A 13,235-nucleotide genomic window follows, 5' to 3' on the forward strand; every position below is an offset into this window, starting at 1 on the left:
TTCAGATCACTCTTCCGCCACCTGCGCCGTGTTCTGACGCTTCTCGATCAAATCCACCAGACGCTTGGCCAGCGCCGGGTAGTTCTCGTCGAAGTGGTGGCCACCAGGCAGCTTCACTGCTTCGCCCACCGCGGTCTTGTCAGTGCAACCGCTTTCATCCGTCTCTTCTTCACCGTAGATGCACACGACCTTGGCCGGTGGCAGCTTGGCCATTTCCGGGCCGGTGGCGGCTTCTTTGCCGGCGTTGCCGAGCCAGCCTTCGACTTCGATTTCGAAGCTGCCGGTGCGGGCGAAGGCCAGCAGGATGATTGCGTCGACGCGCTGCTGCTCGGTTTCCGGCAGGCGGTTGTAGATGGCCGGGAGGACGTCGGCGCCGAACGAGTAGCCGGTCAGGATGAAGCGCTTGGTGCCCCATTTCTGGCGGTAGTGCTGCATCAGTTCGGTCAGGTCCAGGGCGCTCTGTTCCGGGCTCTTGTGCTGCCAGTAGTAGCGCAGGGTGTCGATGCCGACCACCGGATAACCGATCTTGGCCATTTCACCGGCCACGTCGCGGTCGAGGTCGCGCCAGCCGCCGTCACCCGAGAGGAACAGGGTGACGGTGTCCTTGGCCTGGCCGGCCGGGACTTCCACCACCGGGATCTGCAGGCCGCCGTTGGCCTTGTCGCCGCCGACGAGGATCTTGCGCAGTTCGTTGTTCAGCACTTGCGGCAGGTTGATGTCGTAGTCGCTGATGCTGGTTTCGGCGTTCGGTTGATCGCGCACGAAACCGGCGCTGGTGTCGTCCGGGTTGTCGTTCCACGCCACCAGCCAATGGCCGTGGGCGGCAGACTTCGGCAGCAGGTGAGTGCAGCCGGGTTTTTCCAGGGCCAGGTCGACCGATACGGCTTGAGCCTTGTCGTCTTTCTGCTCGGACAGCCAGCGCCACGCCAGCACGGCGCCGGGGCCGATGCCGCTGACCAGGGTCGCCGGGCCGTTCAGTTCACGCAGGCCGGCTTGCAGGGCGCGGCTTTGCAGCAGGCAGTCCTTGGGCAGAATCACCTGAACGATCTGCGCCGAAGCGCTGCGGCTCAGGGTGCTCAGTTGCTTGTCGCTGAGTTTCTGGTCGTCGTTGACCGCCACCAGCACCTGCGCCTTGGGCTTGGTGCCGGGGATGACCCGGGTCATGGCGGCGCCATCGGCCGGGGTGAGCTGTTCGAGGGTCGGTTCCGGTGCCGGGCGTTTGAGGTACCAGAAACCGCCGCCGGCAATCGCGGCCAGCACCAGCAGTGCGACCAGGATGTACTTCAGGGAGCGTTGAATCATCAGCGTTTCACCAATCCAGTCAAGCCGCCCGCGATCAGGGCAGCAGTGTCGGCCAGCGCCACCAGCGGATCGAGTCCGGCGGGCACGGCCATATAACGGGGTTCCCAGTCAGGCTGGAACTTGTCTTTGAAGCGGCGCAAGCCTTGGAAGTTGTACAACTGCTCACCACGGCGGAAAACCATCGAGCCCAGACGCTGGGTCAGCGGTGCACCGCGCCGGGGTTGCAACCCCGACAGCGGCACCATGCCCAGGCTGAAGCGCGCGTATCCGTGACTCTTATAGTGTTGAATCAGACCGACCATCATGAATTCCATGGTCAGCTTGGGGGCGTCCGGGTGCGCGCGCATCAGGTCGAGACTGGCCAGGTCATGGCTGTAGGTCTCGAGCAGGTTGGCGAACGCCACCGGGCGACCTTCGAAGCGAATCACCGCAATGCGGAAATGCTTCAGGTAATCGTCGCTGAAACGGCCGAGGGAGAAGCCTTTCTCGCGCACGTTCTTGCCGGTCAGCCAGGCATCGGAAATCACCTTGAGCTCATCCATCGGCGCCTGGCCCGGCTCATGGATCTCCAGCGACAGGCCGTCACGGGTGCCACGGTTCCAGGTGTAGCGCAGGTCCTTCATCTCCTTTCCCTTGGCTTCCAGGTCAAAGCGATGCAGATCGACCCGGGCTTCCTCGCCCAGCTTGATTGCGGTCAGGCCGATGTCCATGTAGTACGGCAGGTTCTCGGCGCGCACCTGATAGAACACGGGGCGGGCGTGATGGATGTCGCACAGGTCGCGGAACTGCCAGATCATCTCGGCCCGTTGCTGGCCGGGGCCGATCGGGTCGTACAGGGCCACCAGACTGCGGCCGCGGCGGGCGTACATCAGGAAGGCTTCGTCGTTGGGATGAAACAGCAGCGCCTTGTCGCCGGTCAGGGCCAGGCCGCCGTCCGGTTGCGAGGAGGCCATCAGAATCTTCGAGGCGCGTTCCAGTTCATCCGGTGTCGGCAGATGGATCACCGGGCGAGCGGTGCGCAGCAGCCAGGTCAGTGCGATTACCAGCAGCAACACGGCGGCGCCGAGCAGCGAGCGCAGGCCGCGCGGGGCGTCGGCGTCGAGAGTGAACTGCCACCACAGTTGATGGCTGTACGGAACGTCCTGATAAGCAAACAGCAAAAGCCACGTCGAGGCGCCGAGTACGCACAGACTGGCCACCAGATACAGCGGCGAGAACGGCAGTTCGGTCAGGCGGCTCGGGCGGTAGAACGAGCGACGGAACACCCCCAGCAGCGCGGCGGTGAGGGTCATCAGGGTCGCTTCTTCCCAGTCGAAACCCTTGAGCAGTGAGAGCAGGGCGCCCACCAGCAATAGAATGGTGGTCAGCATCCACGCCGCCGACAGCCGGCGACGCAGGCCCTGAGCGAGCATCAGACACAGCACGCCGATCAGGCTGGCGCCAAAGTGCGAGGCGTCGACCAGACGGTGAGGAATCAGAAAACCGATGTGTTCCAGACGGGTGTCGATCTCTGGCGTCGCGCCGGAAAACAGCAGCACCACGCCGGACAGGAACACCAGCACCGCGAGAATCGGTGCTGCCAGACCGGAAGCCGCACGCATGGTCTGCGACTGAAACAGGCGCTGGCCTTCGTTGATCAGCAACAGCACGCAGGCCACCAGCAACGGCAGCACCACATAGATCAGGCGATACAGGAGCAGGGCGGCCGCCAGTGGCGCGGCGCCGAGTTTGTCGGCAAACGCCGCGAGCAGAATGGCTTCGAAGACACCTACGCCACCTGGAACGTGACTGAGTACACCGGCGGCCAGTGCCAGCAGATAAACCAGCAGGAACGCACCGAAGGGCGGCGCTTCCGGTAGCAGCAGATAAAGGACGGTCGCAGCGGCAGCCACGTCGAGGGCGGTGATGACCAGTTGCAGGAACGTCAGCCGACGACCCGGCAGACGCAGGGTGCGACGACCGGCCCGGACCAGCAGGTTGTCCGGATAAGGTTGTTCCGGCAGGCGCCGGCGATAGATGCCGATGGCCAGGATCGCGCCGAGCAGCAGCACCACGCCGGCAACCGTCCCCAACAAGGTCTCGGAGAGCCCCAGTGCCTGCGACGCAGCAGGCAGGTTGCTCAGGGTCGCAAGCGCGGCCAGCGGCGGCAGGGCGCAGCCCAGCGACAGGCTGGCGAACAGGGTCATGTGCGCGACTTCGGAAGCGCCCAGGCCATGCCGTGCATATAAACGGTATCGCACCGAGCCACCGGACAGCATCGACAGGCCGATGGCGTTGCCGATGGCAAACGCGGTGAAACCGCCCAGTGCCAGCACTTTCGGCGCCAGCGTCACGCGGGCATAACGACTGGCCGACCATTCATAGCCGAGCAGGATAATGAAGCCGACGACCGTCGCACCGAGGGCACCGAGCAGGGCCGGTTTCGGCACGTCGAGAATCGAGTCGTGCAAGGCGTCGAGATCGAGTTCGCTGAGCAGATGGCGACAGGCAATCAGCGCAATGGCGAATAGCAGCAAAGTGACCGCCAGACCGATCGGTTGCCGGTATTTGCTGATCCGATCCAGCAGGCGCAGACGCTCAGGCTTGATCGGTGGGTTCGCTGTGACGGTGTCTTGTGAATCAGACGAGTTGGCGCGCATCAATCACCTCTTGGATTGTGCGCGACAGGATGGAGGTATCCAGCCAAGTTACCAATCCCTGTAGAAAAAAATAATCACAAAATACTACGCCTCTCATCGGGTATCGGCGAGGGCAGCTCCTGGATTGCAGACGCCGTGCCTGCGACTTCAAGCATAGTTGCAACTTGGCGGGCCTTCAGATCCTGAACGGTTCACTGCACAGTGACAGATCATTGTTGCGAAAGGACTTTTTCCACAGATACAAAAAAGGCCACTCTTTCGAGTAGCCTTTTTTGATGTTTGGTTGCGGGAGCCGGATTTGAACCGACGACCTTCGGGTTATGAGCCCGACGAGCTACCAGACTGCTCCATCCCGCGTCTGTGTGGCGGCATTCTACAGGCGAACGGCGGGGTGTCAACCGATAATCCCGAGAAGGGTCAAATAAGTGTGCAATCGCGGCAAACGGTCGCAGGGGAGCGCTAAGTTTCGGAATCGGAACGATTTCCGGAATATGCGGCTGGATCCGAAAAAACAGACGCGCACAAAAAAGGCCAATCTTTCGATTGGCCTTTTCTGATGTTTGGTTGCGGGAGCCGGATTTGAACCGACGACCTTCGGGTTATGAGCCCGACGAGCTACCAGACTGCTCCATCCCGCGTCTGTGTGGCGGCATTCTACAGAGGAACGCCGGGGTGTCAACCTTCAATTTGGATAAAACCTCTTCAGCTTCAATCGGTTAGCGCTGACGGACGGTCTTTTCGGGGGCTGCAGGTCAGGCAGGGCAAGGGTTTCAGCTCTATTGGAGGTTGGTTTTCGATTGAGAAAATAAATTCAAGGTCCGTTTCCTACAAACTGAAAAGAACATTCATACCACTGGTGCTATATACAGGTGTCAGTGAGATACTGCCGGTCCGGCTCGCCATGTTTCCTTTTCTGTCATGACTCAGCGAAAAATCATCCACGTCGACTGTGACTGTTTCTACGCCGCCATCGAGATGCGAGATGACCCGAGTCTCGCCGGCAAGCCGTTGGCGGTGGGTGGCTCGGCGGACAGGCGCGGGGTGATCGCCACCTGCAACTATGAGGCGCGGGCTTATGGCGTTCGTTCGGCGATGTCGTCCGGGCATGCCTTGAAGCTGTGCCCGGACCTGACCATCGTCAAGCCGCGAATGGATGCCTATCGCGAGGCCTCGAAGGAAATTCATACGATCTTCAGCGATTACACCGACCTGATCGAGCCGCTTTCCCTGGACGAGGCCTATCTTGATGTCTCGGACAGCGCGCATTTCGGCGGCAGCGCCACGCGCATTGCCCAGGACATTCGTCGCCGGGTTTCCAATCAGTTGCACATCACCGTCTCCGCCGGCGTGGCGCCGAACAAGTTTCTGGCCAAGATCGCCAGCGACTGGAGAAAGCCCAACGGCTTGTTCGTGATCACCCCGGATCAGGTCGAAGACTTTGTCAGTGGTCTGCCGGTGAGCAAGTTGCACGGGGTGGGCAAGGTCACCGCCGACAAGCTGAGCAGGCTCGGTATCAATGACTGTCTGCAATTGCGCGAGTGGGACAAGCTGGCGCTGGTGCGGGAATTCGGCAGTTTCGGCGAGCGCTTGTGGAGTCTGGCCCGTGGGATTGATGAGCGGTTGGTACACAACGACAGTCGCCGTCAGTCGATCAGTGTCGAAAACACCTACGACGTCGATCTGCCGGACCTGCGCAGTTGCCTCGACAAGCTCCCGGAATTGCTGGAAACCCTGAAAACCCGCATGGCGCGGATCGACAGCAGCTACCGGCCGGGCAAGCCGTTCGTCAAAGTGAAGTTTCACGATTTTACCCAGACCACGTTGGAACAGGCGGGGGCAGGGCGGGATCTGGGCAGTTACCAGTTGATGCTGACGCAGGCGTTCAATCGCGGTGGCAAACCGGTGCGGTTATTGGGAGTGGGCGTGCGGCTCGAGGATTTGCGCGGCGGGTTCGAGCAGATGGAGCTGTTCGAGCGATAGACGAGCAAAAAAATGCCCGAAGCAGGTTCGGGCATTTTTTCAGGGGTTTCAGTTCGGCCCCGGATCCGCCACCAGACGCCCCGCATCCCGGGTCAGGGACTTGAGGAATTCGGCCTGCAACTCGGGATCGTTGCGGGTCAGTTCGATCAGGCTTTGTTCCAGCTCACTGGCTTCTTCTTCCAGACCCAGTTCCGACAGACGCTTGACCCGGTGCACCCACTGGCTCACTTCGTCGTCTTCCAGATCGTCGTAGATCAGCCCGTGAGCTTCGAGCAGCTTGCCGCGCAGGTGAGTGCTGATCGCCAAAGACGAGTCGGAATGCACGTCATCCTTGCCGTCTTCGACGCTGATCTGCAGTTTGCCCACATGATTGAGGTCGTTTTCGGCGAACGGGCTGTCCAGCAGGTTCAGACGCAACACGCCGTTGCGATCGGTGGTCATGTCGAAGGTCTGCTTGCCAACCTTGACCTGAACCGGGCGCTCGCTCCACGGCAGGCTCGAATATTCCGTGCGCTTGTCGCGCTGGACTTCGTCGATGCCGGCCAGGTTCTGTTGCGCGCGACCGTTGGATTGCACGTTCATGAACGGGTTGAGGCCGGCGAAACCGTAGCTGAGCCAGTCCCGTGTCACGCTGTCGGGCAGATTGCCGAGGGCAAACACGTTGACCACGTTGGCGCCGACGCCGCCGACCACCGCCACTGCGCCCAGCGGAATCTCGTAGATCTCCCGCCATGGCTGGTAAGGCGTGTAACGGTCGTAATGGCGCGTGACCTCGAACTCGGTGACTTCGAAAGTCTTCTGTTCGTTGATCTTCACGCGCCGTTGCGGCAGCTCAAGCACCTTGGGCTCGCCGACATCGATCTGCAGGCTGTGATCGAGCAGTTTGCGCTCGACACGTTCCTCGTGCTCGCTGCGTTGTGACATGTGATTGGCACAGCCGCTGACCAGCAGGGTGCCGCACAGGGCGGCACCACCGAGGCCTAAGGTGTTTCGCTTGAACATGACGTCTCTATCTGGTTTCAGCGGCGGATACGGGCCTGAAGGAAGGACAGCACGTCGGCAACCGGCAGCGCTTGCGCCTGGCCTTCGGTACGGCTCTTGTATTCCAGGTTGCCTTCGGCGAGGCCGCGGTCGCTGACCACGATCCGGTGCGGAATGCCGATCAGCTCCATGTCCGCGAACTTGATGCCCGGGCTGGTTTTCTTGTCGCGGTCGTCCAGCAGCACTTCGAAGCCGGCCGCGGTCAGTTCCGCGTACAGCTTGTCGGTGGCTTCGCGCACCAGCTCGGTTTCATAGCGCAGCGGCACCAGGGCGATCTGGAACGGCGCCAGGGTGTCGCTCCAGATGATGCCGTTTTCGTCGTTGTTCTGCTCGATGGCGGCAGCCACCACGCGGGAAACACCGATACCGTAGCAACCCATTTCCAGGGTCACCGGCTTGCCGTTCTCGCCGAGCACTTCGCACTTCATCGCCTTGCTGTACTTGTTGCCCAGCTGGAAGATGTGCCCGACTTCGATGCCGCGCTTGATTTCCAGGGTGCCCTTGCCGTCCGGGCTTGGGTCACCAGCTACAACGTTACGCAGGTCGGCCACGGTCGGAACCGGCAGGTCACGCTCCCAGTTCACGCCGAAGTAGTGCTTGTCGTCGATGTTGGCACCGATGGCGAAGTCGCTCATCAGCTCGACCGAACGGTCGATGATGATTGGCAGCGGCAGGTTCAGCGGGCCGAGGGAGCCGGCACCGGCGCCAATGGCGTCACGCAGTTCGGCATCGGAGGCCATGACCAGCGGGCTGGCAACACCAGGTTGCTGGGCAGCCTTGATTTCGTTCAGCTCGTGGTCGCCACGGATGATCAGTGCAATCAGCTTGCCTTCTTCTTCCGCGTGCACGATCAGGGTCTTGATGGTCTTTTCAATCGGCAGATTGAATTTCTCCACCAGGGCCGCGATGGTCTTGGTGTCTGGTGTGTCGACCAGGCGCAGCTCTTCGCTTGGCGCGGCGCGCGAGGTTTCACGCGGCACGGCTTCGGCCTTCTCGATGTTCGCCGCGTAGTCGGAACCGTTGCTGAAGACGATGTCGTCTTCGCCGGACTCGGCAAGCACGTGGAACTCGTGGGAACCGGCGCCACCGATCGACCCGTTGTCGGCTTCCACCGCACGGAACTTCAGGCCCAGGCGGGTGAAGATGTTGCAGTACGCTTCGTGCATGCGGTCATAGGTGATCTGCAGCGACGCCTGATCCGCATGGAAGGAGTACGAGTCCTTCATGATGAATTCGCGACCGCGCATCAGGCCGAAGCGTGGACGGATTTCGTCACGGAATTTGGTCTGGATCTGGTACAGGTTGATCGGCAGCTGTTTGTAGCTGCTCAACTCGTTGCGCATCAGATCGGTGATCACTTCTTCGTGGGTCGGGCCCGCGCAGAAATCACGACCGTGGCGGTCTTTGATGCGCAGCAGCTCAGGGCCGTATTCTTCCCAGCGTCCCGATTCCTGCCACAGCTCGGCCGGTTGGGTGCTCGGCATCAACACTTCCAGAGAGCCGGCGGCGTTCATTTCTTCGCGAACGATGGCTTCCACCTTGCGCATCACTCGCAAGCCCATCGGCAGCCAGGTGTACAGGCCCGAGGCGAGTTTGCGGATCATGCCGGCGCGCAGCATCAGCTGGTGGCTGATCACGACCGCGTCGGAAGGCGTTTCTTTCTGTGTGGCGAGCAAAAATTGACTGGTGCGCATGGTTGGCCGTTGTCGGTTGCTATGACTGGAAATGACGGAGCAGTGTAACGGCGAGATCCGCCGACGTACAGAAGTGCAACCCCGGCGCGAAGCCTCTCGCCGGGTGCGAGATGTCTTACGATTCTTCCACGACGGAGGTCGGTGCAGGTTCCGGGGTCGGCGTCGGGCCTTCGCGGCGGCTTTCCTGGAACCAGTGCAGGGCGATCAGCACCAGGGTCGGAACACCGAGCAGCGCGGTGATGAGGAAGAAGTTGTGATAACCGAATTTCTCCACCATCACCCCGGAGTAGCCGCCGATCAGGCGTGGCAGCAGGAGCATGATCGAGCTGAGCAGGGCGTACTGGGTGGCGGAGAACTTCAGGTTGGTCAGGCTCGACAGGTAGGCTACGAACGCCGACGTGGCCAGGCCCGAACTGAAGTTGTCGAGGGAAATCGTCACCACCAGCATTTGCAGGTTCGGGCCCATGTCGGCCAGCATCAGGAACAGCAGATTGGTGCCCGCCGACGCGGCACCGCCGATGAACAGGATCGGCAGGATACCGAAGCGCACGATCAGCAGACCGCCCATGCCGGCGCCGACGAGGGTCATGATCAGACCGAAGATCTTGCTGACGCTGGCGATCTGGTCCTTGGTGAAACCCTGGTCGATGTAGAACACGTTGGCCATCACGCCCATCACCGTGTCGGACATTCGATAGGTGGCGATCAGGCCGAGCAGCAGCAACGCCTGCCAGCGGTAGCGCAGGATGAAGTCGTTGACCGGTGTCAGCACCGGCGCCAGACCGCGACGGCCCATGGCCGAGAGGCACAGGCAGGTCAGCGTGGTGTAGAGAATCGCGCGCAAGAACGCCCGGTCTTCCAGCAGCAGGTCCAGCGGGCTCATGTCGCCAAACAGCACGCTGGCGAAATCGGTGTTGTAGAGCTGGGTGAACATGGCCGGCACGGAGACCAGCAAAATGATCAGCACGAACACCGACATCAACTGATGCATGAAGGTGTAACGCCCCGCCTGCAACTGGGTGCGCAACGGCACCGGCGGCTCGCGCATCAGCAGGGTGGTGAGCAGGGCAGGCACCATCAGGGCACCGAACAGCACGTAGGTGCCGGTCCAGGCCGAATGCTGGTACTTGAAGCCTGTAGAGCCGAAGCCCTCGGCGAAGAACAGCGCACCCGCGGTCGCGAGCAGGGCGGCGATCCGATAACCGGACATGTAACTGGCGGCCAGTGCGGCCTGGCGGTTGTCTTCGGCGATTTCCAGTCGATAGGCGTCGACGGCGATATCCTGGGTGGCGGAAGCGAAGGCGACAACCACAGCGATAGCGATCAGCCAGGACAGGTGTTTTTGCGGGTCGCAAAAGCCCATGCCGATCAGACCGAGGATCACCAGCGTCTGTGAAAGTACCAGCCACGAACGGCGACGACCCAGCTTGCCCAGCAGCGGCAGGCGCCATTGGTCGAGCAGGGGCGACCAGACCCATTTGAAGGCGTAGGCCAGACCGATCAGGCTGGCGTAGCCGATCGTCTCGCGGGCCACACCGGCTTCACGCAGCCAGACCGAAAGTGTCGAGAACACCAGCATGTACGGCAGGCCGGCGGCGAAACCCAGCAACAACAGCACGAGCGTCGAAGGACTGGCATAGGCGGCGAGCGCGGCGCGCCAGGTTTTACGGGGCATGGGCTGAAGTCTGCCTCAAGATTGCGAAAACAAAGCGCGCACTCTAACCGCTGTGCTCTACCGGACGCCAGCCATGGCGCCGAATATCCACACGATTGTTCAGGACGGTGATGCCTTCCATGCGCAATCGAGCCCGCTGTTCGTCCCCGGACGGGCTGCCCGCCGGCAGGCTGATCCGACCGCCGGCGCCGAGTACGCGGTGCCAGGGCAGTTTGGTGTCGCCGGGCAATTGGCTCAGGGTCCGGCCGACCCAGCGGGCGGCGCGCCCCAATCCCGCCAGTTCGGCCAACTGACCATAGCTGACGACTTTGCCCTCAGGCACTTGGGCGAGGGTGGAATAGAGTGCCGTGCGTCGGATTTGCGGATCGTTTTCGCAGGCATGCATCGGGTCTGTCACGTGCGCGGTTCCTGAGCTTGATCGCGTTATGCCCTTAAGCGTAATCGGTGGAGGGGCAATTGAGAAATGAACTCAACAGAATTAGCCGGGTCACTCCTTGTCAGGGAATTATTCCTACGGATAATGCCGACCCTTTTTTCGCAAACTTGAGTCTTCGATTCGCTTATGTTGTCCAGAACCCTGCTGTGCCTTGCTGTCTTCAGTGCGTCCACACCTTTGCTTGCCGACACCGTCTGGTTGAAGAACGGTGACAAGCTGAGCGGTAAAATCACGCTGTTCGACGGCGGCAAGCTGCTGGTCCAGACCCAGTACGCCGGGGCCGTCACCATCGACTGGAAGCAGGTCAAGACCCTGGAGAGCGATCAGGAACTGCTGGTCAAGCAGGACGCCTACAACGGCGAGAAGGCCAAGTCGCTGACCGCTGCCGAAGACGGCAAGGTCATCCTTGCCAACGGCGAAGCGCCGAAAACCGTGGAGCTGGCGAGCATTCAGCAGATTCTCAAGCCCAAACCGGTGGTCGAGGATCTGGTGTGGAAGGGCAATGTCGACCTGGCGCTGGATTACCAGCGTGCGGAAAAGGACACCGACGACTACGACATCGGCTTCAAGACGTCCGCCCGCCATGGTCGCTGGCGGCACACCGCCGAGGGCGAGTACAACCGCGAAGTGCAGGACGACGTGACCACCACCGACAACTGGCGCGCCGAGTACGCACTCGACCGCTTCCTGACGGACAAGTGGTTCTGGCAGGGCCGCCTGAACTACAAGCGCGATCACATCGAAGAGCTGGCGCGCCAGCGCGTGGTCGGTACCGGTCCGGGTTACCAGTTCTGGGATGACGAGCTGGGGGCGTTCTCCCTCGGCTCGCTGCTCAACCGCACGGACTACCAGTATCGCGATGGCAGCAAGGACAACTTCTATTCAGTCGCCATGAAGTGGGACTACAACCGCTACCTGATCGGCAAGAAGGTCGAGTTCTTCACCAATGGCGAAGTCGGCAAGCCGTTGTCCGGCGTGGCTGACTACGCGCTGGATGCGGAAATGGGCCTGCGCTACAAGGTCACCGACTGGGCATCCCTCAACCTCAAGGCTGAGCGCGACATCATCAGCGGCACCGAGGATGCGGACTTGAGCAAGACCCGCTACACCGCCGGCTTCGGCGTCGCTTGGTAAGCAACAAAAAAGATCGCAGCCTTCGCAGGCTGCGATCTTTTTTTTGCGCCTGGAAAAACAGACGCCCACAAAAAAGCCCCGCTTTTGAGGGCGGGGCCTTTTACTAAAGAAGCTACAAGTTAGATAACTTGTACTTCCTCAGCTTGCATGCCTTTCTGACCGCGGGTAGCGATGAAAGAAACCTGTTGGCCTTCTTTCAGGCTTTTGAAGCCGTCGGATTGGATAGCTTTGAAGTGAACGAACAGGTCGTCACCGGATTGTGGAGTGATGAAGCCGAAGCCTTTTTCATCGTTGAACCACTTAACGGTACCGGTTTGGCGATTAGACATGGTGTAACTCCTTGAACAAAGATAACTGCGACTCAGGAAGAACCCTGGCCGAGACTGAGTGCAAAGAGCAGGAAAAATTCTTGTAGATGGTTGGATCGAAATTCAACATATCGTGTAGAGATTCTCAGTGACACAAGCAGCACAGTGGCGCCACCTTAACCCTTTTTCCGGAACGTGCCAATGCTTCTTGCGAAGGTTTCTCTGTTTTAGGGATCGGCGGTGTGACGGTTCGTCGCCAGGGCGCGTAATTCCTGCACGTTCGGCGAGATTTGCAGCCCGGACTTTGAACCCGGCGGCGCGCCCGGTAAGATGCCGGACAGATTTTTTCCACCTCGCTATTCAGGACACCCGCCATGAGCATCAAATCGGACAAGTGGATTCGCCGCATGGCGCAGGAACACGGCATGATCGAGCCGTTCGTCGAGCGCCAGGTACGTGGCAGCGACGACAGCCGTGTGATCTCCTACGGTGTGTCGAGCTACGGCTACGATGTGCGTTGCACCAATCATTTCAAGGTGTTCACCAACATCAATTCGGCCATCGTCGATCCGAAAAACTTCGACGCTGGCAGCTTCGTCGATGTCCACAGCGACGTCTGCATCATTCCGCCAAACTCCTTCGCCCTGGCCACGACCGTTGAATACTTCCGTATTCCACGCAACGTCCTGACCATCTGCCTGGGCAAGAGCACTTACGCTCGCTGCGGCATCATCGTCAACGTCACTCCGCTCGAGCCCGAGTGGGAAGGCCAGGTGACCCTGGAGTTCTCCAACACCACCAACCTGCCGGCGAAGATCTACGCCAACGAAGGCGTGGCGCAGATGCTGTTCCTCGAATCCGACGAGGAATGCGAAGTCTCCTACAAGGATCGTGCGGGCAAGTACCAAGGCCAGCGTGGCGTGACCCTGCCGCGCACCTGATCCGTCCATCCGGCAGTTACCGGGAATTCTTCGGCGGGTAGACACTCTATGGGGTGTACTGCCCGTTTCGCGAACAGCGGGACGG

Annotated in this window: 10 protein-coding genes and 2 tRNA genes; 3 read left to right on the plus strand and 9 right to left on the minus strand. The window is 60.9% G+C overall.

Annotated elements, in window-relative coordinates; genetic code table 11:
- Nucleotides 1-6: 6 nt before the first annotated feature.
- The 4 genes from C1X29_RS08495 to C1X29_RS08510 all read right to left on the minus strand — a co-directional run bounded on the left by C1X29_RS08495 (nt 7) and on the right by C1X29_RS08510 (nt 4,579).
- Nucleotides 7-1,302: a virulence factor family protein gene (locus tag C1X29_RS08495; RefSeq protein WP_102717227.1), complete on the minus strand. Its 1,296-nt coding sequence runs from the start codon at nt 1,300-1,302 to the stop codon at nt 7-9.
- On the minus strand, nt 1,302-3,941 hold the full coding sequence (gene mprF / locus C1X29_RS08500; protein WP_102686587.1) for a bifunctional lysylphosphatidylglycerol flippase/synthetase MprF: 2,640 nt from the start codon (nt 3,939-3,941) through the stop codon (nt 1,302-1,304). Before mprF ends, C1X29_RS08495 begins: the two co-directional genes overlap by 1 nt.
- Nucleotides 3,942-4,221: 280 nt before the next feature.
- Nucleotides 4,222-4,298: transfer RNA gene (locus C1X29_RS08505), tRNA-Met, on the minus strand.
- 204 nt (nt 4,299-4,502) lie between these two features.
- Nucleotides 4,503-4,579 (minus strand) — tRNA-Met (locus C1X29_RS08510).
- 280 nt (nt 4,580-4,859) lie between these two features.
- Here C1X29_RS08510 and dinB point away from each other — a divergent pair.
- Entirely contained in the window at nt 4,860-5,921 is a 1,062-nt protein-coding gene (dinB, locus tag C1X29_RS08515) for a DNA polymerase IV (RefSeq protein WP_102717228.1), read from the plus strand.
- Nucleotides 5,922-5,969: 48 nt separating this feature from the next.
- Here the strand turns inward: dinB and C1X29_RS08520 are convergent, their stop codons facing one another.
- The 4 genes from C1X29_RS08520 to C1X29_RS08535 form a co-directional block, all read right to left on the minus strand.
- Nucleotides 5,970-6,923, minus strand: a complete 954-nt coding sequence (locus C1X29_RS08520; RefSeq protein ID WP_085748166.1) for a hypothetical protein — start codon at nt 6,921-6,923, stop codon at nt 5,970-5,972.
- A 17-nt stretch (nt 6,924-6,940) separates the two neighbouring features.
- Nucleotides 6,941-8,656, minus strand: a complete 1,716-nt coding sequence (locus C1X29_RS08525; protein WP_102717229.1) for a proline--tRNA ligase — start codon at nt 8,654-8,656, stop codon at nt 6,941-6,943.
- Between the two features lie 115 nt (nt 8,657-8,771).
- A complete protein-coding gene (locus tag C1X29_RS08530; protein ID WP_085748168.1) occupies nt 8,772-10,331 on the minus strand; it encodes an AmpG family muropeptide MFS transporter in 1,560 nt (519 codons plus the stop codon).
- Nucleotides 10,332-10,374: 43 nt separating this feature from the next.
- Nucleotides 10,375-10,716, minus strand: coding sequence for an MGMT family protein (locus tag C1X29_RS08535; RefSeq protein WP_011332761.1), 342 nt, complete (start codon nt 10,714-10,716; stop codon nt 10,375-10,377).
- A 177-nt stretch (nt 10,717-10,893) separates the two neighbouring features.
- Between C1X29_RS08535 and C1X29_RS08540 the strand changes: the two genes are divergently transcribed.
- Nucleotides 10,894-11,901, plus strand: a complete 1,008-nt coding sequence (locus C1X29_RS08540) for a DUF481 domain-containing protein (RefSeq protein WP_085748169.1) — start codon at nt 10,894-10,896, stop codon at nt 11,899-11,901.
- A 119-nt stretch (nt 11,902-12,020) separates the two neighbouring features.
- On the opposite strand, the gene C1X29_RS08545 is transcribed toward C1X29_RS08540, so the two are convergent.
- Nucleotides 12,021-12,230 (minus strand): cold-shock protein, encoded by a 210-nt coding sequence (locus C1X29_RS08545; RefSeq protein WP_002554837.1) that lies wholly within the window; start codon nt 12,228-12,230, stop codon nt 12,021-12,023.
- A gap of 353 nt (nt 12,231-12,583) precedes the next feature.
- Here C1X29_RS08545 and dcd point away from each other — a divergent pair, with 353 nt between their 5' ends.
- On the plus strand, nt 12,584-13,150 hold the full coding sequence (gene dcd, locus C1X29_RS08550) for a dCTP deaminase (RefSeq protein WP_007954988.1): 567 nt from the start codon (nt 12,584-12,586) through the stop codon (nt 13,148-13,150).
- Nucleotides 13,151-13,235 lie beyond the last annotated feature (85 nt).

It is taken from the genome of Pseudomonas sp. GW456-12-10-14-LB2 (assembly GCF_002884345.1).
In the GTDB taxonomy this organism is placed as follows: Bacteria; Pseudomonadota; Gammaproteobacteria; order Pseudomonadales; family Pseudomonadaceae; genus Aquipseudomonas; species Aquipseudomonas paraglycinae.